The organism is Phormidesmis priestleyi ULC007 (genome assembly GCF_003003695.1).
Classification (GTDB): domain Bacteria; phylum Cyanobacteriota; class Cyanobacteriia; order Leptolyngbyales; family Leptolyngbyaceae; genus Phormidesmis_A; species Phormidesmis_A priestleyi_A.
Genome location: NZ_PVWG01000004.1, coordinates 126,822 through 149,255, shown reverse-complemented (window position 1 = coordinate 149,255; position 22,434 = coordinate 126,822). Strand labels below are relative to the sequence as shown.

Here is a 22,434-nt window from a genome sequence, read left to right as displayed (position 1 = left end):
CAGCGATCGTAACACTGATACCCTTTTGCTGACTTTTTTAATCTCACTGGCGCCAAGAAGTACGGGTACAAATCGAGTGGCAGCGACTTCTAAAATCAATCGATCGCCAATTCTGACGGATTCTCGCTCAGTCCTGTCGGGGTTTCGCTTTATGATGGCAGAATCGTTCTTAAATGCGATCGCAGTTCTAACCGACGCATTAGGTTTCGTCATTCTAAATTTCAGCAGATGCCCTGACTTTGAGAAAATTTAGGGATTTAAAACTCAGATGGCAGTTTTACACGGTAGCTGGTTATTTCACACCCAATCGATCGAGGCTTCACCCGCTGAGTTGCAGGCAGGATGTTTGCTGATTTGGGGCGAAGCTTGGCGACGATTAGAGCCGTCTGGCGAAGAGACTTCCGCCGCCTTGATTCCAGCCCATCCCTACAGTATGAATCGAGCTGAACTGGTGGAGTTTTTGACTGAACTACAGCAGTCCAAACGCATTAACTTACCGATGCTAGAAACTGTTGCTGCGATCGCCAAACCCAAAGGAAAGCGCGGCAAAGAGTCGGAGCAGACGATCGCAAAGGAAACGGGATTGTGGCGATCGCAAATTCTCGCCTTGCCGTCAGTTGCCCTAGAATCAGAAGAAATTTTAGTGCCGCAACTGTCTGCGATCGCTCCGTCCAATGAGCCAGTTCCCTTACATCTGTGGCGGGTAGACGGACTCTGCCTCAAACCGCTCGAAGCGTTGCAATTTTTGAACGCGCTGCCGTTAGGGTCACTAAATGAAGAAGATTCCTTTTTGGGCGGAGATTTGCGCTTTTGGTCACACACCGCCCGTTGGAGTTTGGATCTGTTAGCTCGATCGAAGTTTCTACCTAGTTTAGAAACTCAAGAAATTCCCATTGCCCATTGGGAAGCCTTACTCGATAGCTCGACCGATCAAGCGCGCTTGGGCAATTTTGCGCGATTGATGCCGTCTGTGTGTCGCACCTATCAGCAAGAAAATCTAGAGGATTGTAGGGCGATCGAGCTTCCACCCGAACCGCAAGTCCTGCTGTCTAGCTTTCTCAATCAAGTCGTCGATGCTCAAATTAGAGTGGCGGTGGGCAATCATCCCGTTCCCATTAAACTGTCTCGTGAAGCAGTGGCGCGGGGAGAAGTCGCGATCGAGTCTCCGCTGCGAGAGTGGCTGCAAGCTTTGGGGCAATCACCTCAGATCAGTGCAGATGGAATCGAGCGATTAGAGGCAGCGTTAACGACTTGGAAGGCACCTTTACGAAATTATCAGACGGCTCAATTTCGGACTTGTTTGCGGCTTCAGCCTCCGCTCAATCATCAAAAAAATTGGACGCTGGAGTATTTGCTGCAAGCGATCGACAATTCTGAATTTGTGATCAGCGCCTCAACGATTTGGCGGAATCCAGTTGATCGCTTAGTTTATCAAGGACGCACGATCGAGCATCCTCAAGAAACCCTACTCATGGGGTTGGGACTCGCCTCGCGTCTATACAATCTGATCGAACCAAGTTTGCAAGAAGCTCGTCCGCAGTCTTGCCAGCTAAACCCGATGCAAGCCTATGACTTGATCATGAATGGTTCATGGCGGTTGCAAGATAGCGGTTTGGGTGTGATTTTGCCGCCCAGTTTGGCAAACCGGGGCGGTTGGGCAAATCGATTAGGGCTGAAGATTCGAGCCTCAACGCCGACTAAGCAAAAAAAAGGACAATTAGGGTTGCAAAGTCTGCTCAACTTTCAGTGGGAATTGGCGATCGGCGGGCACAGCATTCCGAAAGCAGAATTCGATCGCTTAGTGGCAATGAATGCGCCATTGGTTGAGATTAACGGCGAATGGGTGGAGCTACGATCTCAGGATATTAAAGCCGCCCAAACCTTTTTTGCTGCCCGCAAAGATCAAACCACGCTGTCTCTAGAAGATGCGCTACGAATTAGCACTGGCGATACTCAAACGATCGAAAAGCTCCCGGTTGTCAGCTTTGAAGCATCGGGTGCCCTGCAAGAATTGGTGACGACGCTCACCGGAAATCAATCGCTAGAAGAAATCGAGACCCCTACAGACTTTCACGGCGAACTCAGACCTTATCAATCTCGTGGCGTGGCCTGGTTAGCCTTTCTAGAGCGCTGGAGCTTAGGCGCTTGCCTCGCCGACGATATGGGACTGGGCAAAACCGTGCAGTTCATCGCCTTTATGCTGCACCTGCGCCAGCAGGGAACCTTAGAACACCCGTTCCTGCTGGTCTGCCCTACGTCTGTTTTAGGCAACTGGGAGCGTGAAGTTAAAAAGTTTGCGCCCGTCCTCAAAGTTTTGGTGCATCACGGGGATAAACGTCCTCAAGGGGCAGCTTTTACGAAAGCTGTACGAGATTGCAATCTGGTGGTGACGAGCTATGCGTTGATTCAGCGAGATGTCAAAACGTTGACCGCCGTTTCTTGGCAAGGAGTCGTTTTAGATGAAGCGCAAAACATCAAAAACCCAGACGCAAAACAATCTCAGGCAGTGCGGCAACTCGAAGCGCAGTTTCGCATCGCCTTAACTGGAACGCCCGTCGAGAATCGTTTATCAGAATTATGGTCGATTTTAGATTTTCTCAATCCGGGTTATTTGGGGCCGCGTAATTTCTTTCAGCGTCGATTTGCGATTCCGATCGAGCGCTATGGCGACACGACCTCGCTGCAAACCTTGCGATCGCTGGCTCAACCGTTCATTTTGCGACGACTGAAGAGCGATCGTGAGATCATTCAAGATTTGCCCGAAAAACAAGAAATGACTGTTTTTTGTGGACTGTCTGCCGAGCAAGCCGCGCTCTATCAGCAAATCGTAGACAAATCTCTAGCGGACATTGATGCCGCCGAAGGCATCCAGCGTCGCGGCATTATTTTGGCACTGTTGACCAAACTGAAACAACTCTGTAATCATCCGACGCTGTTAAAGCACCCAGAACCTGATCATTCCACCTTTGAAAGTCGATCGGGCAAACTTCAGCGCTTAGAAGAAATGCTCGAAGAAGCCGTTGCCGAGGGCGATCGGGCACTAATTTTTACGCAGTTTGCCGAGTGGGGAAAGCTGCTAAAAGCGCATCTAGAACAACGGCTCGGACGAGAGACTCTATTTCTATATGGTGGCACTTCTAAAAAGCAGCGCGAAGAAATGATCGATCGCTTCCAGCAAGATCCGCAAGGGCCGCGTGTGTTTATCTTGTCGCTCAAAGCAGGCGGAGTTGGATTGAATTTAACCCGCGCCAATCATGTGTTTCACTTCGATCGCTGGTGGAACCCGGCAGTCGAAAACCAAGCCACCGACCGCGTGTTTCGGATCGGGCAAACTCGCAATGTGCAAGTCCATAAATTTGTCTGCACGGGCACCTTAGAAGAGCGCATTCACGAAATGATTGAAAGTAAAAAAGCCCTAGCAGAACAAGTGATCGGCGCAGGTGAAAACTGGCTCACCGAACTCGACACCGACCAATTGCGGAATTTGTTATTGCTCGATCGCAGCGCCATCATTGCCGAGTAGGGGCAATCCCCCCGTGGTTGCCCTCCGTCAGGTAGGCACTGTTTCATATTCTCTGCCCAATCAACGACGGTCTAACCACTGCCGAATACGAACTTTAGACGACACATAAATCGGCAGTTGATAATGCTCAACCATCAGCCACGCCACAAACGAAAAGTGAGTTAAAAAAGTCAGCCCTACCCACACATTGGGCAACCAATCTAAAGTGCTGCCCTCAAGCGGCGGCACGAGCCGAGACGATAAAAAGATCAGCGATGGAGGCAACACCACCAAAATCACGCCCACGATCCAAATCACCAGCGTCAGGTCAAAATCTAGCTGATTAGCCGCTTGCCAGTTGCGCCCATTCCAGCGCCACGTCATCGGCTGAGAGCTATCTTCGACGTGAATCGATTGCTCTCGCAGGTTAGCCGTAAAAATGTGACGACAGAAATTACAGGCAAACGCATCCATCAGCGTCAACTCGGCAATTTGCCCATGCCGACAAATCGGACAGATGTAAGTCTCGTGAAGGTTAAGGGTGCGCCGATCGAGCGTCGATCGCGCCGATGACTTGCCATCAAAACGCTGCGTGGGTTCTGTCATGCCAACCAACTCCTAGACTTAGGAAGGGTAAAGCAGCTATCGAGCGCTCACAATTTGCCCAGTGCTGCCAACAGACTTGGTGACTTCAACGCCGTTTTGTTGAAGAACGATCGTCGGTTCGCCAGTCTTGCTCATGATAATCCGTTTCAGCAAAACGCTGCCATTGGCAATATAGTCTCCAGGCTTAACATAACGAGCCGTCCCTTCTTGAGGCGATTGAATGATCGCGATCGCTTTGCCGCCAATCTGCACCACTCCAGTAATCTGCACAGCATCAGCAAGGCTAGTGCGTGAAATGGGCGCGATCGTCATCGGAGTCTGAGCGATCGACAAAGGTGGCAGCGCCGCGATCGGACTCAAAGACGGCAGTTTAGGCGCTTGAACGATGGTTTGAGGAACCACCTGCACCGGAAGCTTTTTCACCGCTGGCTTTGCAGAAGTTTGAGTTGGGGTGACGGGAGACTGAGCCGTTTTCTGGGGAGGAAGCTGAATTGAGGCAGGCAAAATCGCCGAAAACGGATCGCGCCGACCCGTCGTAGAAATTTGCGACAGCCGAGCCTTAGAGCTTGTGGTCTGAATCATTCCCTTAACAGGAATCGTTGGTAGAAAGGCGCTGGCTGCTGGAATGGTGGGCTTTTCAAAAGCTGGAGAGACGGGAGCTTGAACGACAGGTTCGGCAGGTGAAGATGAGTTATTGACGGCTCGATTATTTCCACAACTCGTTAAAACTAGAGTTGCAACTCCGAGACTCGCTATCCACAAAACCTTGTTCATGATCACTCCTCCTGACTGTGTAGATCTGCTCACATCCATACCAGGATATCGCTCATTTCAGAATCTGATCCGTTCATATAATCAATCAAGGGTTTGAGGTCAACGCCCGATGTCGATCGATGACCTGCAACCAAGGCGTTTTCACTTCTTCATAGCGTTGTGGCGTTGCAAAAATTGAAGTGTTACAAGTCCTACAGGGTACACGCGATCTTACCGAAGTGTTGCGAGAACTGGATGAGATTTGAAGTCAAAAAACCAAGCAATTTGCATTAGGGTAGCTTCCCATTCTTCATCAGACAATACCTTGCTGGGTGATTGAGATTGAGCCAGTTGAGTTTCAACCAGTTGTTCAAGAAATGTCTCTACGGCTAAACCCTTAGCAGCAGCTTGGTTAAGCAATTGCTGTTCAATTTCTGGCTTAAGTTCTAAGGGGATTGTCATCGTTCTTAAACAAATATAGTGGCTCCTCTATCATGACTCAAACGCTCGATCGCAGTTCTCTTCACAACTTTGTAACTGTTGTCGCCGCGATCGTGTCATAGAATAGACTACTGGCTCATCCTCCAGAATTTCTTGTGGTTCTCAAACTCGATCCTGATCCCCTCCAAGCGATCGTCGCTCACGCCGAAAGCACTTACCCCGAAGAGTGCTGTGGTTTGCTGCTGGGGAGCGCTGACTCCACAAGCAACGCAGTTGTAGAGGTGAAACCCGTTGAGAATTGTTGGAGTGCTGAACCCGCGCTTCCTTCGGAGTTGCGCCAAGCGCTAACCGCTCCCGTCGAATCGCTTGACAAAACTCGTCGCTATGAAATTGCCCCTGAAGCCATGCTGGCAGCAATGCGAGAAGGTCGCGATCGCAATCTGGCAATTGTCGGCATTTATCACTCGCATCCCGATCAGCCTGCTGTGCCGTCAGAGTGCGATCGTCAACTCGCCTGGCAGCACTATTCTTATGTGATTGTGTCAGTCGAGCGAGGAAGCGCGATCGAGGGGCGTAGCTGGCGTTTAGATGCCAATCATCAGTTTCAGCCAGAAAAGATTTTGCAGTCGTCTTCTGCCGAGATGCCCTCTGAAAACTGGGAGCGAATGAGCATGGGTAATGGACGATCGGTTTCCCAAAAGCCCGTTCCCCATTACCCTGTTTGAAGAAGTCTGAGTTTTAAACTGTTCGATCGAACCTGTCTTAATCACACCGCCATGCTAAATCCCAATCTGGATGACATCCAGTTATCAAAAGACGAATACGCTCGTTACTCGCGGCACATTATTTTGCCAGAAGTCGGGCTAGACGGACAAAAACGTCTCAAGGCTGCCAGTGTGCTCTGCGTTGGCACAGGCGGACTCGGCTCACCCTTACTGCTCTATCTTGCTGCCGCAGGGGTCGGGCGCATCGGCATCGTCGATTTTGACGTAGTAGATACTTCTAATTTGCATCGTCAAATTATTCACGGCGTGTCTTGGGTCGATAAGCCAAAGATCGAATCTGCTAAACATCGCATTCTAGAGATCAATCCGACTTGTCAGGTTGATTTATATGAGACGCGGTTAAGTGCCGAAAATGCGCTAGAAATTGCCCGACCTTATGATCTCGTGATTGACGGCACAGACAACTTTCCGACCCGCTACTTGGTCAACGATGTTTGCGTTTTGCTAGGCAAACCTAACGTTTACGGCTCTATTTTTAGATTTGAAGGACAGGCAACCGTCTTTAACTATGAAGGTGGGCCCAACTATCGCGATTTATATCCAGAACCCCCGCCTCCTGGACTGGTGCCTTCTTGTGCAGAAGGTGGCGTTTTAGGCGTTTTGTGTGGAATTATTGGGACGATTCAGGCAACCGAAGCCGTTAAAATCATTTTGGGGCAGGGCAACACCCTAAGCGGACGGCTGCTACTCTATAACGCCCTAGAAATGAAGTTTCGCGAGTTGAAACTGCGACCCAATCCGGTGCGCCCGGTGATTGAGAAGCTGATCGACTATGAAGAGTTTTGTGGCATTCCTCAAGCAAAAGCAGCCGAAGAAAAGGAGCGTGCAGGCATGGAAGAAATGACAGTCAAAGAGTTGAAGCAATTGCTCGACAGTGGCGCAAAAGACTATGTGCTGCTAGATGTGCGGAACCCAAATGAGTATGAAATCGCTCGAATTCCGGGTTCTGTGCTGGTGCCGTTGCCCGATATTGAGAATGGGAGCGGAGTCGCGAAAGTCAAGGAGTTGCTGAATGGTCACAAGCTGATCGTTCACTGCAAACTAGGCGGACGATCGGCAAAAGCCCTTGCGATTCTCAAAGACGCTGGAATCGAGGGAACGAATGTGAAGGGCGGGATCACTGCCTGGAGTCAAGAAGTTGATGCTTCGGTGCCGGAGTATTAAAGATTCTGAACAGATTCCCGGCTTCTCAAAAAAGCTGGGAGTCTGGGAAGGCTTTGCCCTCAATCGAAAGAACATCCCGACCTGCTTAAAGAACATCTTGAACCATTTAGAGAACACGTTGACCGATCGAAAGAACAAGTTGACTTGTTGAGAGAACATCTCGACCTGTTTAGAGACCATCTCGACCGATCGAAAGAACATCTCAACCTGTTTAGAGAGCATCTCGACCGATCGAAAGAACATCTCGACCTGTTTAGAGAGCATCTCGACCGATCGAAAGAACATAAACATCCATGCTATAGGTGATGTGCTGGTCGGGTTGGCTTAGGGATGGGCATTCGGGGCGGTGCTGTTTTCCACATTAGATCAATCTCTTCAGGCGTTAGCCCATAAGCTTGATTGACTAGATCAGATAGCTGGATCTCGATCGCTAATGCCTCAGCCTTACGAGTTTGAATCTTAGGCGCATAGTCGTTATAGACTTCTCTCAATTCTTTGAGGGCTTTGGGGTTGAGTGATGAGTTTTTGGGTTTGCGGGTTTTAACTTCTTGCACAAAGAGGTCGCAATCAAGGCTAGAAAAGTCTTCTAGCTTTTGACCCAGTTTTTCGATATGTTGTTCGACTCGGAGCCAGTCTTGAACTTCTCGATCGCTTTCCTGATTGGCTTTGGTAATTTCGATTAAGCGAGTGACGATCGGTTCAACCTGCGATCGGATTTCGTCGGTAGGTGGTGCGATCGGAGAAGATTGCATTAAGTACCCAGATGGACTTAATGCTTCATCCTTCATATGCGGTAAGTATCGCCAGTTATACCACCATAAAAGAGGCGAATTGAGTACTCCAAGAAGATATAAATCGGAAGTTGGTAAAATAAACGCTTTGTTATTAATGTAAAGACCACTTTCATCGTAACCAAACGCTGAGTGAAACTGGATTTCCTGATAGACTATTTTGGGTTTTTCAAAGAGGCGATAAGAACCTGTTACTCCTTGTAGTTGCCACCAATTCTGTCCTCCAGCCCTCGCTTCTAATTTTTCCCTATATTTAGCCAGATGCCTTTCAATAGCTGGAAAAGAGCCTAGATTTACCTCATTAGTTGTGTAAATCATCCATTGCCCTGCGTGTTGAGGATTCCAGCGATTAATATCCTGCCCTCTCAAGAAAGGCTTGATGATCTCACTAGCACGGTTATCTTGTTTTATAAGCTCGTTTCTAGTTTCACCATCGATAACAAACGCTTCGTTAAGACCTGTTTTAGTTCCATATAAAGGACTAATACCTGCAAAATCTTTGAGCGGTACGCCCACTACTTTTATCTTCTGCATCAACGCTTCTACTGCTGATGGCTCCAGACTCCAAGCATCTGCCGTAAACCGTGACCAAGGAAGATCGAAGCCTTCCTGTTGCACATATTGCGATAAGTTGATGTCTTTCAGCTTTTCACGAGGCACAGGGCAAACCCGAACCGACGAATCAGGAGATAGTTTTGTTATTTCTGGTTCTAGTTTTGTTGCAGAAGCCCGCACCGACACAATGCAGGGGAAAGTATCAGCATCAGCAAAAATAGGAGCATGACCAAAATCTAAGATTTGTTCAAACACACTATTTTGAGCAAAAAATCGCCGCAACGATTCCCCATATCCCGCCTTAAACCATTTATTAGTGACAATATAAGACAACATCCCATCCGGCTTGAGAATCTTCAATCCCTTCTCATAAAAATAAGCATAGAGATCTGCAACCCCGTCATAAGACTCATAATGCTGTTGCAAATAAGACTTAAATGGCGTGAGTAACTCTTGCCTCACATAAGGTGGATTGCCAATCACCACATCAAACCCACCATCCGCAAACACCTGCGGAAACGCTGCCTCCCAATTAAACGCCCGACGATCGAGGGTCAAATCTGCCACGATCGAGTTCCCCACCTTGATATTGTCATCCAGATAAGTCAACGCTTTTCCCTGTTCAGCCGTCTTCAGCCAAAGCGATAGCTTAGTGATTTCCACCGATTCGGGCGAGAGATCAACCCCATACAAATTCTCATTGAGCAGAGTTTTGTTGAGATCAAAAAGGCTGCGCTGTCCAACAAATTCACCAGAGCCTTTTCCCTTGGTTTGACTCGCAAACTCCAAAGCCGCAAGCGCTTCATTCACTCGCTCATATTCTCGATTTAAATAGTCAAACGCCGCAATCAAAAACGCCCCAGACCCACACGCTGGATCAATCACTCGCGTTTTGAGCAAAATATCTCGATACGCCTCCCAAAATTGAATCTCAGCCTCTCGCCGTTGCCGCGTCGCTTGTTTAGAAATTTGATCGAGGTGCGATCGCTCAATCAGTTCTTGCTCCTTGCGTTTGAGATAGCCACCCAACGCCACCTCGACAATATATTGAGTCACAAACGCTGGCGTGTAATAAACACCCTGAGTTTTACGCTTGCCCTTCTTTTGATCAAAGGCTTGCCCCGTTGCCAACGCCTTCAATTCTTCTAGATCAGTCACCGATTGCTCAAAGATGTGACCCAAAATGTTGACCGACACCTCAGTATCAAAGTCAAATCGCGCCAGTTCTTTAAGCTGAGTGCAGAGCGAGTCTGTCACCTCAAGCCGCTCATCCAATAATCGATCGGGCTTAAACAAACCCCCGTTATATCCCGGAATTGGCGGATCATCATTCCCCACATCCACCCAGCGAAACACCGCTTTATAGTTCTCCCAAATAGGGCGCAGGTTATATTGATCTCGGTGATCATGAGCCTTGCGAATCGTCTTCTCTGGCAACAGCCGTCTATCTTCACAAAAAGCGATAAACAGCATCCGATCCAGCAGCTTCTGAGCCTTCTCAATCAACACCGCCTCTCGATCGAGAATGTCATCTGGTGCAGAAGCCCAAAAATGCTGCGTCAGATTAATCCGCACAGTTTTGTATTGCTGATAGAGATCTTTAGTGATTGCGTCTTCTGCCTCATTCGACGCTGCCAGCAATAAATCAACTCTAGAACGTGCGTTTGGATCATCCGAAACGGGCAAAAAATTATCGCGACACAGCAGAAAATAAAACCGCTTAAAGGTCTCCAAACTTCTCAAGTCTGCCAATCGAAACGACTCATAATAAGCAGGCGTTTTGCTAGTCTGATACAGCCGAATCTCTCGATAATTAGAGACAATCACCCATTTGCAATCAGCCGTATAATTGGCATAACGCCAGCCCTGATCGACCGCAGACTCTTTGCGTCCCGGTGCAGGTCGATCGAGATCATTTTTCGCACCCTTTAGCTCGATCGGGGCAATCACCCGACCCTGTAGTTTAGCTTTTCCCTTCTTCCCTTCAGTTGCCGTAAAAAACCCTAACGCCCCATCAGCAGAGCCGCCCCCATCAGCGATCGTCTGTTCTGCATGAATCTCCCAGGCTTGCCCCGACCCTTGAATCACCGAGCGATAGCCCAAAACCTGCTGAAAAACATCCGCTAAAAACTGTCCGTGTAGCGAGACTTCCTTAATCTCATCCAAAACTCCTTTCTCTAAAGGCTCAATCCACTGAACAAGTTTTTGCTGTCGTTCCTCCAAATCTGCTGTGAATGGAAAACTCTGCACAGCACTTTTCAGCGTCTTGCTATGAAAGAGAGAATTAGTCGGTTGGCTAGGCATCGTCTGGCAAGCGGTTAGTAACACTACAGAGCGCGAGAACTCATCGAACCCACGTCGTCTCTAAAGTATCTTTGAGTTTGGCACGATCGGTCACGTCAAAATAAACGTCATCTCACTCGATCGACCCTCACCTGAATAGAACCCTTTAAACCTCTGACACTGTTGAAACGCTGCAATTCTCCGACCAGAGTTTGCGTCACTGGATAGAGTTAAGCCTGCCGCGGCCCGATCGTAGCCCGACTAACCACTTGTGCCACCAAATCTGCCTGAAGCCGCGACCAAACTGGTTTTCCCTGAACCAAAATGCCAATTTCTCCAATCACTCGTCGATCGTCTTGAATCGGGCAGATCAGCATTTGAGTTGTCGAGTCGAGCAGCGACTGATAGACAGGCGGCAAGAGGTCGGCACTAGGGTCAACCCAGCAATCGTGCTGAAAGAGACGTAGATAAAAGCGAGAAAAATCTTGTAGCACAATCTGGTTGCCGACCAGAGAAATCGGTGCCACAGTGCCTTGACCGACCTGATCACAGATCACCGTCGCGATCGCATAGTCTTCGTCGTGCAGCGTCGCCCAGCAATAATCTGCCTCCAAGGTCTGTCCCAGTTCTTTTAACGTGAGTTGCAAAATTTGCTGGCGATCGGTCGTCTCGCGGGACTGCTCTAAAACTCGTTGCAGCAATTGGGTGCAAGAAATCGCCTGCTGAAGCTGCTCATTGCGCTGGTGTAGCTGAAGCGTTAGTTGGTCTTGACTGTTTTCTAGGCACTGGTTTTGCTGCTGTAGAGTTGCCTCAACGCGGCGGCGATCGCTCAGATCTTGAAACACCATCACGCCGCCTATAATTTGCCCATCACGATTGCGAATCGGGGAGGCACTGTCTCCGATCGGGCGTTCGGTGCCATCTTTAGCGCGCAGCAGAGAGCCTAGAGGCAAAGTCATCGTGTCACCTCGACACATAGCCGCAAGTAAAGGATTCTCGATCGGCTTTCTCGTGTCTTCATCCACAATGTCTAAAATCTGAGTGATCAAGGCTCCGAGCGCCTGTTCCTGATTCCAACCTGTGAGAATCTCGGCAGTGGGATTCATGAAGGTGATCAGCCCGTCGATGTCAGTCGCGATCGTGGCATCTCCAATGCTGATCAGCGTGGTCGCATACCATTGCTGAGTGTCTTTTAGCGCTTTCTCTAACTGATGTCGCTGTAGAGCAATTTTGATGGTCGCTTGCAGTTCTGCCTCTTGGAAAGGCTTGACGAGATAGCCAAATGGAGAGGTTTCGGTTGCCCGTTGCAGCGTTTGTTCATCAGCGTGGGCCGTTAAATAAACCACGGGCACGTCTAACTGAAAATAGATATTCTTTGCGGCAGCAATTCCATCAATATCTCCTTGCAATCGAATGTCCATCAACACTAAATGCGGTCTAGCTTGAGCCGCAATCTGAATCGCCTCTCTGCCCGTTGTGACAATTTTAATGACTTCGTGCCCTAGCTTCTGCAAAGCTTCCTGCACATGCCACGCGACAACGCTTTCATCCTCAACCACTAATATTTTCGCCATGTTCGCAGATTATTATGTATCGTCTAACCGTTTGATTCCACTATTAGTTAACCCATTTCACTAAGCTTAATGAAATGAGCCGCTAAATTTAGGGAGTGATCAGACTACTTCGGCGCGTGTATTAAATCAGGCTATTAGCGCAAATGAGAGTCAAAAATAACCCGTCGCGATATCAGCCTTACAGAGATTTTCTTCAAGTCATTGAAGAAAATTCGCGAAAGATCAGAGAGCGATCGATCGCTAAACTGCTTAGAGCATTGTAGAGCTATTCACAAGTCACTAAACGTAATTGTGAAGCAAGTTTTATCAGTTTTGTCTAACTCAAAATGCCCTTGCAATTGGTTGACGAGTCCGTGCACGAGTCGCAACCCCATTGACTGAATGGTCTTGAGTTCAAACGTTTCTGGGAGGTTATTTCCGTCGTTTTCAACAGTTAGATAGATTTGACCACTTGATACTTTCTTTAACGTGACTGCGATTTCGCCCGTTGTGCCATCTGAAAAGCCATGTTTAAGGGCATTGGTCATCAGTTCATTGAGCACTAAGCCACAGGGAATTGCTTTATCTAAACTCACTAAAACATTATCATCTACATCCATTTTTAACTGCACCAGATCAGGCTGAATTCGATAGGTATAAAAAAGACTTGTTGTCAGGGTTTGAATATATTCTGAGAAATTAATTCTAGCTAAACTTTGCGATCGATACAAGTTGTCATGAACAAGCGCCATCGCGCTAATTCGACTTTGGCTGTCTTCAAAAATTTGTCGCACTTTCGGGTCTTCAATTCGCTGAGCTTGGAGATAAAGCAAGCTAGAAATAATCTGCAAATTGTTCTTGACGCGATGATGAATTTCTTTGAGGAGCGCTTCTTTCTCTCTCAAAGAGGCTTTAATTTGCGCTTCGGCTTGCTTTTGCTTGGTGATGTCTTCAAGCGTGCCTGTGTGCCCCATCAAATTGCCGTCGTTGGAGACGATCGGAGCCGTTCGCACTCGCACCCACCGCACGGCACCTTCCGGGTTAACCAATCGAAACTCATCGGCGTGGGGTTGCCCGGTTGGGGCTTGGGCACACCATTGAGACACAACACGATCGCGATCTTCAGCATGAATCACCGTCGCAAACTCCTGACCTAGACTTGCTTCTAGAGTGAAGTCGCCTATCTCGTGGCAGCGAGGATTGGTGTAAGTGATTCGCCCATCGACATCGCAGGTAAAAATGCCCACTGGTGAGCAAGCGCTCAGAGCACGCCACTTTTCTTCACTCGCTCTCAAAGTCTGCTCACCCTGCAATGGCATCTCTAACCCGTCAATTTTTTGCAGCCCACTCAACAAATTCTCAAAGAGGTAATTGAGATGCGTTGCTTGTGTGTCGGTCTGCGGCAAGAGGGCGATCGTTTGCTGCAATTGCTGAAATTGAGTTTGAATATCACCGATGTGTTGCGCCAACTCATTCCACTCCATGGGCGGTGTCCCTATTTCTGGAGACTGCTTTCATCCTTCTTAATCTACTGCGATTGCATCTCTTTCACCGTGATGAATAGAGAAAATTAGGGAATGGTTCGATCGAGTGAACCAGCCAAATGATCTTCAGCCGTATGGAAGATCTGTTGATCTATTTAGCCAATACGGAAAGCTCTACAAAGATAGATCGGGCTTCCTTCTAAAGTATTACGCACTCTAAGTAAAATCGTGTTATTCTGTTTGTAGTCAGATATTTAGAGCGCTAAGTAAAAATTCTAACAATCGACTTTTTTAAGAACAAACTTTTTTAACCTTCATTTGCACCCAAGGAACGTCATTCTCATGAAAGGCATTCGCACTGAATCTACCAACGGTCACAAGCCAGTCATTCAAGAAGCCAGCGATTTTTCAAAATTGCCCACGATCGTTTTAGAAAAACCGCCTGTCGAAGAGACTCCGATCGGAGTCGATCGTCCAGTTACTCCTGACACCGCGCCTGCGGCTCCTCGCAAAAAACCGCTCAAAGCAATTTTGGCAGGGGTGGGTGTTGGTGGCGCGATCGTGGCTGGTGGCTTTGGCTATCACTATTGGCAATTCGCCTCAACTCATCAATCGACGGATAATGCGACGGTGACTGGCAATATTCACTCCATCAGCTCGCGGCTTGCGGGCACGGTTGATCAGGTATTAGTCGATGACAACCAAACGGTCAGCGCCGGGCAACCTCTCGTCAAACTCGACCCTCGTGACTATCAAATTAAGCTTCAGCAAGCTCAGACCGATTTAGAAGCGGCTCGTCGAAAAGCAAACACGGCTCAGGTAAACATCGACTTGGCTGCTCAAAATGCTCAAGCTGCTAACACGCAAGCTCAGGGTGGAGTCGGCAGCGCAGTGGCAGCGATCGCCAGCGCTCAAGCTCAAGTTGCCGAAGCTCGATCGGGCATTCCTCAAGCTCAGGCGCAAGTCGCGCAGGTTGATGCTAACCTGCAAAAGGCGCAGACTGATCTGAACCGCTTTCAGGCGCTCTACAACTCTGGGGCGGTGGCGCGTCGTGATCTTGATACTGCTCAACAAGCGTTTGCGGTGGCTCGTGCCCAAAAAGCGGCGGCTAATCAGGGAGTTGCTCAAGCTCAAGCAAAATTGGCTCAAGCTCAACAAGGGGTGGCGACGGCACAAGCTGGGCTGAGTTCTTCGCAAGGCGGTGTGCAAGAAGCTCAGGCTAAAAACGTGCAGACCACAGTGAGCCGCAGCGATTATCAGACGGCGCAAGCGGCGATTAATCAGGCACAAGTTGCGCTTAAGAATGCGGCGCTACAGCTTTCTTACACAAATGTTACGGCTCCGGTTGCGGGTCGCGTGGGTCGTAAAACCGTGCAAGTCGGTCAATCAGTTCAGCCCGGAAACCTATTGATGGCGATCGTCGATAACCAATATTGGGTGACTGCCAATTTTAAAGAGACGCAGTTAGAAAAAATGCGTCCGGGACAGGTTGCCGAAGTCAAGCTAGATGCTTTTCCGAGCAAGACATTTAGCGGTCATCTTGAAAGTCTATCCCCAGCATCGGGTGCCTCGTTTGCGCTGTTGCCGCCTGATAATGCAACGGGCAATTTTACAAAAGTCGTTCAACGAGTTCCGGTGAGAGTGACGTTGGATGCCGATAGCATTCGCGGCTATGAGTCGTTCATTACTCCTGGGATGTCAGCAGAAGTGACAGTGACGGTACAGTAATTCTGTTTAACGTCAGTTCGATGAGTTCTTTCGCTTTGTTCTTCAGCGCTTCAGCCCCCTAAATCCCCCAATTCTGGGGGACTTCAAGCCCAGACTTTAGGTTCAAAGTCCCCCAATTTTGGGGGATTTAGGGGGCAACCCGGATTTGCAACCGCAGCGAAAGGCTCCATCGAATTCACGTCTGTTTAGAAAGGGTGAAGATCTACGAGTCTAGCGATCGTAGATCTTCACCCTTTTTCTTTATTGAATCTCATTCTTCAGAGGGTATTGCTCAGTGAGAAGAACTTGAACACTGAAGTATTGCTAAATGTTACTGAGCTGCGATCGCTATGTCTATCACGGAGAAAATTAGCCCTGTTTTCCGCGCTTTCTCGTCTCGCAACTACCGTTTGTTTTTTGCTGGACAGGGAATTTCTCTGGTCGGCACCTGGATGTCACAAACGGCGGTGATTTGGTTGGTTTATAGCTTGACTAATTCAGCGCTGCTTTTGGGCGTGGTTGGATTTGCCCAGCAGGTGCCTAATTTTTTGCTGAGTCCATTTGCAGGTGTGTTGGTTGATCGCTTGAATCGTCATCGAATTCTGATTGGGACTCAGATTCTGTCAATGATTCAGTCGTTAGCGCTGGCAGCATTGGCGTTTAGCGGTACGATTCAGATCTGGCACATCATTGTTTTGAGTATTTTTCAGGGCTGTGTGAACGCGATCGATATGCCGACCCGCCAAACTTTTGTGATCGAGCTGGTTGAACAACGAGAGAATTTAAGTAACGCGATCGCGCTCAATTCTTCATTGTTTAGTGGTGCCAGATTAATTGGGCCTGCGATCGCGGGTTTGGTAATCGCCGCAGTAGGCACCTCTACTTGCTTTTTAATCGATGGAGTCAGCTACATTGCTGTGATTATCGGACTTTTGGCAATGCGAATCCGACCTCGGCAGATAGCTTCGGTTGGCAAGTCAGACACGGTTTTGCGGAAGCTCAAAGAGGGTCTTGTCTATGCGTTTGGGTTTCCTCCGATTCGCTCAATTCTGCTGCTGATCGGGTTGGTAAGCTTGGTGGGAATGCCCTACACCGTGTTAGCGCCCATTTTTGTCACTAACATTCTTCATGGCGGGCCGCAAACGCTGGGTTTTTTGATGGCATCGTCTGGCTTGGGGGCGTTGGTGTCAGCCGTTTATCTCAGTTCACGCAGCACGATCGTCGGTCTAGGAAAAATCATTGCGATCGCGCCCACGGTGTTTGGAATTGCCCTGATTGTCTTTGCCCTTTCTAAAGTGCTTTGGCTGTCGCTGATCGCGATGTTTATGCTGGGAAGCAGCTTAATTCTCCAGTCCACTTCGAGCAACACGATTTTGCAGACGATCGTTGAAGAAGATAAGCGGGGACGAGTTTTGAGCTTGTATACGATCGCGTTTATCAGCATGGCGACCTTTGGTAATTTGTTTGCCGGAAGTCTTGCCAGTCGCATTGGCGCTCCCAATACACTCGTGATTAGCGGCGTGATTTGCATTGCTGCTTCGATCTATTTTTCTCGGCAGCTTCCGGCGATGCGTCAAATTGTTCTGCCTATTTACGATCGTATGGGTTTATTAACCGAGCGTCACCTTTAATCATGGGAGGTTTTTGTGGCTAGTTCTTCTGCAATGTCTCAGCCAGGCTCCGATCACGTCTCTCTTAAAACCTGGATTGGGGTTTTTGGCACCATTTTGGGAGCCTTTATGGCAGTGCTGGATATTCAAATTACGAATTCCTCACTGAGAGATATTCAAGCCGCATTGGGGGCAACGCTTGAAGAAGGCTCCTGGATTTCGACTTCTTATCTGGTTGCCGAAATCGTGGTGATTCCATTAACAGGTTGGCTGTCTCAAGTCTTCTCAACGCGTCGCTATCTGTTAGTCAATGCAATCCTTTTTGTATTCTTCTCTGTGCTCTGTGCATCAGCGTGGAATCTGCCCTCAATGATTGTGTTTCGCGCATTGCAAGGGTTTACGGGCGGTGTATTGATTCCGATGGCGTTTGTGGTATTGTTAACGACATTGCCTCCGTCTAAACAGTCTACTGGCATGGCGTTGTTTGCAATCACCGCTACATTTGCACCTTCAATTGGCCCCACGTTGGGGGGATGGTTAACCGAAAATTTTAGCTGGCATTTTGTCTTTTATCTAAATATTATTCCAGGTTCGCTGCTAGTTGCTGCCGTTTGGTATGCGATCGATGCGACTCCTATGCAGTTAAATCTGCTCAAACAAGGTGACTGGGGTGGAATTGCGGCAATGGCGATCGGGCTAGGGTCGCTGCAAGTCGTGCTAGAAGAAGGTAGCCGCAAAGATTGGTTTAGCTCAACGCTGATCGCCCAGTTAGCGATCGTGGCATCAATCTTTCTGTCCCTCTTTTTTTGGATCGAGTTGCGGCGCAAAAAACCGTTTATTAACCTGCGATTGCTCAAAGAACGCAACTTTGGTTTAGCCAGTGTGATCAACGTGTCGTTAGGGTTGGGACTCTATGGCTCAGTTTATATTCTGCCGCTCTATTTGGGTCAAATTCAAGACTACAGCGCCATGCAGATCGGCGAAGTTCTGATGTGGGTTGGCTTTCCGCAACTGCTGATCATTCCCTTTGTGCCCAAATTAATGCAGCGCATGGATGTGCGAATCTTGATCGGCATTGGGATCGGTTTATTTGCAGCTAGTTGCTTTATGAACTCTGAGTTAACCAATCAATCAGGAATCGATCAATTGCGCTGGTCACAGTTAGTGAGGGCGGCTGGGCAACCGTTGATCATGGTGCCAATTTCTACGATCGCCACCGCAGGCTTGCCCCCTTCTCAAGCCGGATCGGCATCGGGTTTATTTAACATGATGCGAAATCTGGGTGGCTCGTTTGGCATCGCGATAATCGCCACACTGCTCACGACTCGACAACAGTTTCACTCCAATCGGCTGGGCGAAGCGGTTTCTCTCTACAATCCTGCGACTCAAGAAGCGATTAATCGCTACACACAGTTTTTTGTCAGTCGGGGATCTGACTTGGCAACGGCGCACAATCAGGCGATCGCCGCGATTAGCAACACTGTTCATCGAGAGTCTTATGTGATGGCATTTAATGACTGCTTTTTTTTCATCGCTTGTGCGCTGCTGATCAGTGGCATTGCCGTTCCGTTTCTCAAAAAAGTTAAGGCAACTGGCGGGGCACCCGTGCATTAAATCAAGCGGATATGCATCGTCAGGATTGATCTGGGTACTTTATCTAAAGCATTCAAGCCCAAATCTTTACTGACGGGAAACCCGATCGACGCTCTATGATCCAGACTGAACACGCCACTGCTGAAAGCCTCTTTCAAGAAGGATTAAACTTTAGCCAGGTTGGAGATTACGAGTCGGCGATCGACTACTTTAACCAAGCGATTTCTCGTAAACCAGACTTCTATGATGCTCTCAGCGAAAAGGGCAGCGTTTTAATCAGTTTGGGTCAGCACGAAGCCGCCGTCTCCTGCTTTGAACGGGCGATCGTCTATCATCCCAACTCCCCAGATCTTCACTACAGTAGGGGATGGGCAGCCTATGTTGCTAAAGATTTTGAGACAGCGATCGCCAGCTTTAATCAACTCTTAACTCTGCAATCCGATTATCCTCACGCTCACTATAGTCAAGGCTTAACGCTGTTTGCACTCAAGCGCTATGAAGACGCAATTTCTCACTTTAGCAAAGCGTTAGAGCAAACGCCCAAGTTTTCTGATGCCTGGTGTATGCAGGGCGTGACGCTCTATGTCACTCATCGCTATGAAGGGGCGGTGACGCACTTTAATCGATCGTTAGAACTGCGTCCCGATTACCAAGATGCGCTGATCAATCGAGGACATGCGCTGCTGTGTTTAGCAGATTATGAAGCTGCCATCTCTAGCTATGAAAAAGCGTTATCAGTCGATGCAGAAGATGCCGATGTCTGGTTTTATCGCGGACTTGCGTTTAAACAGCTCAATCGTCACGAAGCTGCGATCGAGAGTTACCAAAAAGTCTTAGCGTTGCAGCCCGATCACGCCGCCACCTGGTATAGTCAAGCGTGTTCTTGCATGAAGCTCGGCGACCATGAGGACGCGATCGCTCAGTTTGATCAGGCTGTGCAGCTAAATCCCAATTATTACGAAGCCTGGTATAACCGGGGCGTTGCGCTCAAAACAGTGGGACGGCTTGAAGACGCGATCGCCAGCTACGATCGGGCTTTAGCCCTCAAACCGAGCGACTTTCGCGCCTGGAATAATCGTGGCAGCATTTTGGTCAGCCTCAAACGATTTGCAGAAGCCGTTGACAGCTATGACAAAGTTTTAGCGCTAAAACCAGACGACGCGATCGCCCTCCAAAATCGCACGGTGGCAATGAGAAATACAAATTAGGCGGAAAAATTTTGCCTATCTACCGGATTCAGGATTCTGTGCGATTGTCCATCCAGAACCGCAGACAAGAATTCTGGACAAATTGAGCTGTTCGATTTGCTTCTCGAATTGCTGGTTTCGCCCTTAAGTTTTGCCCACTATCAACCTACTTAGGATCGTGGATTAAATAACCTGTAAAAGTCCTCTGATTTGTCATCGCCGAGGCTTTTGCCCCCTAAATCCCCCACGAGTGAGGGACTTTGAAACCAGAGTCTTAGCTCAAAGTCCCCCAGAATGGGGGATTTAGGGGGCTGAAGCCGACCCAAACGCAGCGACAAAGATTGGTGTACACCGTAGCTCCTTAGGGAGAGGGCTAGAAGTTACACCTTAATAAATCCACGTTCCTTACGCTTGACTCACTAACCTAACTAATGCGATCGCAAAACCGTTTAAGTCAAACACTCCAGTGAGTCAGATTGCGAGATAAAAGACGACTGCAACCCTTCCTATAAGTTTCTTACTTGTTTGTCTTATCATGTGAGGCGATGCAGCTTTGCTGCCTCAAATCCAGTCCTCATCTCTCTGATCCATGCAACAAAGCACTGTTGAGATTAAACAAGCTATAGAATCTTTGCCTTTCGGGTTTATAGGTCTTATGTCTAAAGCGGCACGTCGTAATCGTTTAATACTGCGCCTCTTTTTAATTCTTTGCTGTACTGGGTTGGTGATGGTGCCGATCGCGCTGAAACCCAAACCCGCTCTCAGCGCTGAGAAACTATATATCATTTACGGGCCATTGAAACTCTCGCTGTCGGTTAATTCTCTGCAAACCTTTGCTGAAACTGGCAAAGTGGACAGTGAACTAAGATTTTATGCTCGGTTTGTTGGGGCTAAGGGAATGGTTCAGTTGCGTAAACTGTTGCAACTCCACGGCGATCTGTCGTTGACAACCACTTCTCAATTGACTTATGCTCCGATTTCAGAAGATTTTCTGCAACGCTTGGGGCAACTGGTAAAAACGGAGGCAGGGGTTAACGGATTTCACGCCATTCGGGCTGCCTGGATTTTGTCTGCTCACAAATCTCAGAGTTATACCCTCATCGATCTCTTGCGGAACTATCCAACAAAAAGAGTTCTAATTAATTTTACCGATCTTCAAACAGTCCAGCAGATTTTGCTCACGCTTGTGGATTATAAAAAGGCAGCGACGACCGCGATCGCCCAAGCAGCGCAAGCCGAAGCAGCAACTGAGCCGAAACTAGCGGCTTCGCAATTACCCGATCCCCGAAAACCGGGGCCGTTTCAGGTTAGTCGGCGCACCTTACAGCTAGAGCGTCCCGTGCGATCGCTTGAGGGGAATCGGGTGAATCGTCGGTTCAAAGTTGAGCTATACATCCCTGAAGGCACGTCTCAACCTGCGCCCATTGTTGCCATCTCTCATGGAATGGGTTCCACGCCCACTGGGTTTAGCTATTTAGGTGAACATTTAGCCTCTTACGGATTTGTGGTTGCGATACCGGAACATGTGGGCAGTGGGAAAGCTATCAAAAAGGCGTTACTTGCAGGTTTAATCAACACCAATGTTGACCCGGCTGATTTTGTTGAACGCCCTTTAGACATTAAACAAACGCTGGATGAGTTGGAACAATTAACTCAATCAGACCCGACGCTAAAAGGGCGTTTCAACCTACAAAATGTTGGCGTAATTGGACACTCTTTCGGTGGCTATACCGCTTTAGCCCTAGCAGGCGCACGGCTTAATATGGCGCGGGTAGTTCAGGACTGCGCGATCAACAAACCCCGCATCAATCTTTCAATCTATTTGCAATGCCTAAGTTCGCAACTTCCTGCAACTGAGAGCAATCTTAGCGATCCTCGTATCAAAGCGGTCATTTCGATCAATCCTCTCACTAGCATTGTGTTTGGGCCAGAAGAAATGAGCAGAATTCAAGTTCCCACGATGCTAGTCAGCGCCAGCCACGATTTTTTGACAGGTGCGGTATCTGAACAAATTCACCCATTTCTATGGTTGAAAACTCAGAAAAAATACCTGGTATCAATGGTTCCAGCAGGTCACACAGCGGCAGACCAGGGGGAGAGAGGTAAGCAAAATCAGCCACTAACTCAACGAGATATTCTGTTTGCTGGCCCTGATCCAGCCTTAACGCGAGACTATATCCGGGCACTAAGTTTAGCGTTTATGCAAACATACGTCGCTCAACATCCTGAGTATCAAACCTATTTGTCTGCCTCATATGCACAGGCAATCAGCCAAAAACCAATTCAGGTTGATCTAGTACGATCGTTGACTCCTGCCCAACTCGAACAAGCTTATGGATCTCCACCCCCTGTTCCATTCTTCCCTGCCCCAGTAACGGGTTTAGTAGTCAACAAGTAATCATGAATGACCCTCACACCCA

At 48.5% G+C, this 22,434-nt stretch carries 15 protein-coding genes; 9 read left to right on the top strand and 6 right to left on the bottom strand.

Going from position 1 to position 22,434, the window contains the following annotated elements:
• Positions 1-76: 76 nt before the first annotated feature.
• Together C7B65_RS27665 and C7B65_RS05920 are read left to right on the top strand one after the other, a co-directional pair.
• Complete coding sequence (locus C7B65_RS27665; protein ID WP_181314343.1) at positions 77-253, top strand: hypothetical protein; 177 nt, start codon at positions 77-79, stop codon at positions 251-253.
• 15 nt (positions 254-268) lie between these two features.
• The gene (locus C7B65_RS05920) at positions 269-3,523 is read left to right on the top strand and encodes a DEAD/DEAH box helicase (RefSeq protein ID WP_073070654.1); all 3,255 of its coding nucleotides are present in this window, start codon (positions 269-271) and stop codon (positions 3,521-3,523) included.
• A gap of 60 nt (positions 3,524-3,583) precedes the next feature.
• Here C7B65_RS05920 and C7B65_RS05915 read toward each other — a convergent pair whose 3' ends face one another.
• From C7B65_RS05915 to C7B65_RS05905, 3 genes are all read right to left on the bottom strand, one after another.
• Positions 3,584-4,108, bottom strand: a complete 525-nt coding sequence (locus C7B65_RS05915) for a hypothetical protein (RefSeq protein WP_073070653.1) — start codon at positions 4,106-4,108, stop codon at positions 3,584-3,586.
• A gap of 36 nt (positions 4,109-4,144) precedes the next feature.
• Positions 4,145-4,882 (bottom strand): hypothetical protein, encoded by a 738-nt coding sequence (locus C7B65_RS05910; protein ID WP_143162032.1) that lies wholly within the window; start codon positions 4,880-4,882, stop codon positions 4,145-4,147.
• A gap of 210 nt (positions 4,883-5,092) precedes the next feature.
• Positions 5,093-5,323, bottom strand: a complete 231-nt coding sequence (locus C7B65_RS05905) for a hypothetical protein (RefSeq protein WP_073070651.1) — start codon at positions 5,321-5,323, stop codon at positions 5,093-5,095.
• 134 nt (positions 5,324-5,457) lie between these two features.
• Between C7B65_RS05905 and C7B65_RS05900 the strand changes: the two genes are divergently transcribed.
• Both C7B65_RS05900 and moeB read left to right on the top strand, forming a co-directional pair.
• Complete coding sequence (locus C7B65_RS05900) at positions 5,458-6,027, top strand: M67 family metallopeptidase (RefSeq protein ID WP_073070650.1); 570 nt, start codon at positions 5,458-5,460, stop codon at positions 6,025-6,027.
• Between the two features lie 51 nt (positions 6,028-6,078).
• Positions 6,079-7,251, top strand: coding sequence for a molybdopterin-synthase adenylyltransferase MoeB (gene moeB / locus C7B65_RS05895; protein WP_073070649.1), 1,173 nt, complete (start codon positions 6,079-6,081; stop codon positions 7,249-7,251).
• A gap of 296 nt (positions 7,252-7,547) precedes the next feature.
• Here the strand turns inward: moeB and C7B65_RS05890 are convergent, their stop codons facing one another.
• The 3 genes from C7B65_RS05890 to C7B65_RS05880 all read right to left on the bottom strand — a co-directional run bounded on the left by C7B65_RS05890 (position 7,548) and on the right by C7B65_RS05880 (position 13,917).
• Positions 7,548-10,901, bottom strand: coding sequence for an Eco57I restriction-modification methylase domain-containing protein (locus C7B65_RS05890; RefSeq protein WP_073070648.1), 3,354 nt, complete (start codon positions 10,899-10,901; stop codon positions 7,548-7,550).
• A 209-nt stretch (positions 10,902-11,110) separates the two neighbouring features.
• On the bottom strand, positions 11,111-12,454 hold the full coding sequence (locus C7B65_RS05885) for a response regulator (RefSeq protein ID WP_073070647.1): 1,344 nt from the start codon (positions 12,452-12,454) through the stop codon (positions 11,111-11,113).
• Between the two features lie 269 nt (positions 12,455-12,723).
• Positions 12,724-13,917, bottom strand: a complete 1,194-nt coding sequence (locus C7B65_RS05880) for a sensor histidine kinase (RefSeq protein WP_073070646.1) — start codon at positions 13,915-13,917, stop codon at positions 12,724-12,726.
• Positions 13,918-14,259: 342 nt separating this feature from the next.
• Between C7B65_RS05880 and C7B65_RS05875 the strand changes: the two genes are divergently transcribed.
• The 5 genes from C7B65_RS05875 (at position 14,260) to C7B65_RS05850 (ending at position 22,412) form a co-directional block, all read left to right on the top strand.
• Positions 14,260-15,645, top strand: coding sequence for an HlyD family secretion protein (locus C7B65_RS05875; RefSeq protein ID WP_083582803.1), 1,386 nt, complete (start codon positions 14,260-14,262; stop codon positions 15,643-15,645).
• 329 nt (positions 15,646-15,974) lie between these two features.
• A complete protein-coding gene (locus C7B65_RS05870) occupies positions 15,975-17,255 on the top strand; it encodes an MFS transporter (protein ID WP_073070645.1) in 1,281 nt (426 codons plus the stop codon).
• A gap of 15 nt (positions 17,256-17,270) precedes the next feature.
• Positions 17,271-18,848, top strand: a complete 1,578-nt coding sequence (locus C7B65_RS05865; RefSeq protein WP_223257337.1) for a DHA2 family efflux MFS transporter permease subunit — start codon at positions 17,271-17,273, stop codon at positions 18,846-18,848.
• A gap of 95 nt (positions 18,849-18,943) precedes the next feature.
• A complete protein-coding gene (locus C7B65_RS05860; protein ID WP_073070643.1) occupies positions 18,944-20,035 on the top strand; it encodes a tetratricopeptide repeat protein in 1,092 nt (363 codons plus the stop codon).
• A gap of 634 nt (positions 20,036-20,669) precedes the next feature.
• Positions 20,670-22,412 carry an alpha/beta hydrolase gene (locus C7B65_RS05850; RefSeq protein WP_181314342.1) on the top strand — a complete coding sequence of 581 codons (1,743 nt, stop codon included), beginning with the start codon at positions 20,670-20,672 and terminating at the stop codon, positions 22,410-22,412.
• Positions 22,413-22,434: the final 22 nt, after the last annotated feature.

Bases quoted from the DNA above. Each gene is read 5' to 3' on its own strand.
- moeB (WP_073070649.1), top strand. From the start codon at position 6,079: ATGCTAAATCCCAATCTGGATGACATCCAGTTATCAAAAGACGAATAC.
- C7B65_RS05880 (WP_073070646.1), bottom strand. From the start codon at position 13,917: ATGGAGTGGAATGAGTTGGCGCAACACATCGGTGATATTCAAACTCAA.
- C7B65_RS05875 (WP_083582803.1), top strand. From the start codon at position 14,260: ATGAAAGGCATTCGCACTGAATCTACCAACGGTCACAAGCCAGTCATT.
- C7B65_RS05905 (WP_073070651.1), bottom strand. From the start codon at position 5,323: ATGACAATCCCCTTAGAACTTAAGCCAGAAATTGAACAGCAATTGCTT.
- C7B65_RS05920 (WP_073070654.1), top strand. From the start codon at position 269: ATGGCAGTTTTACACGGTAGCTGGTTATTTCACACCCAATCGATCGAG.
- C7B65_RS05890 (WP_073070648.1), bottom strand. From the start codon at position 10,901: ATGCCTAGCCAACCGACTAATTCTCTCTTTCATAGCAAGACGCTGAAA.
- C7B65_RS05860 (WP_073070643.1), top strand. From the start codon at position 18,944: ATGATCCAGACTGAACACGCCACTGCTGAAAGCCTCTTTCAAGAAGGA.
- C7B65_RS05870 (WP_073070645.1), top strand. From the start codon at position 15,975: ATGTCTATCACGGAGAAAATTAGCCCTGTTTTCCGCGCTTTCTCGTCT.
- C7B65_RS05910 (WP_143162032.1), bottom strand. From the start codon at position 4,882: ATGAACAAGGTTTTGTGGATAGCGAGTCTCGGAGTTGCAACTCTAGTT.
- C7B65_RS05915 (WP_073070653.1), bottom strand. From the start codon at position 4,108: ATGACAGAACCCACGCAGCGTTTTGATGGCAAGTCATCGGCGCGATCG.
- C7B65_RS05885 (WP_073070647.1), bottom strand. From the start codon at position 12,454: ATGGCGAAAATATTAGTGGTTGAGGATGAAAGCGTTGTCGCGTGGCAT.
- C7B65_RS05850 (WP_181314342.1), top strand. From the start codon at position 20,670: ATGTCTAAAGCGGCACGTCGTAATCGTTTAATACTGCGCCTCTTTTTA.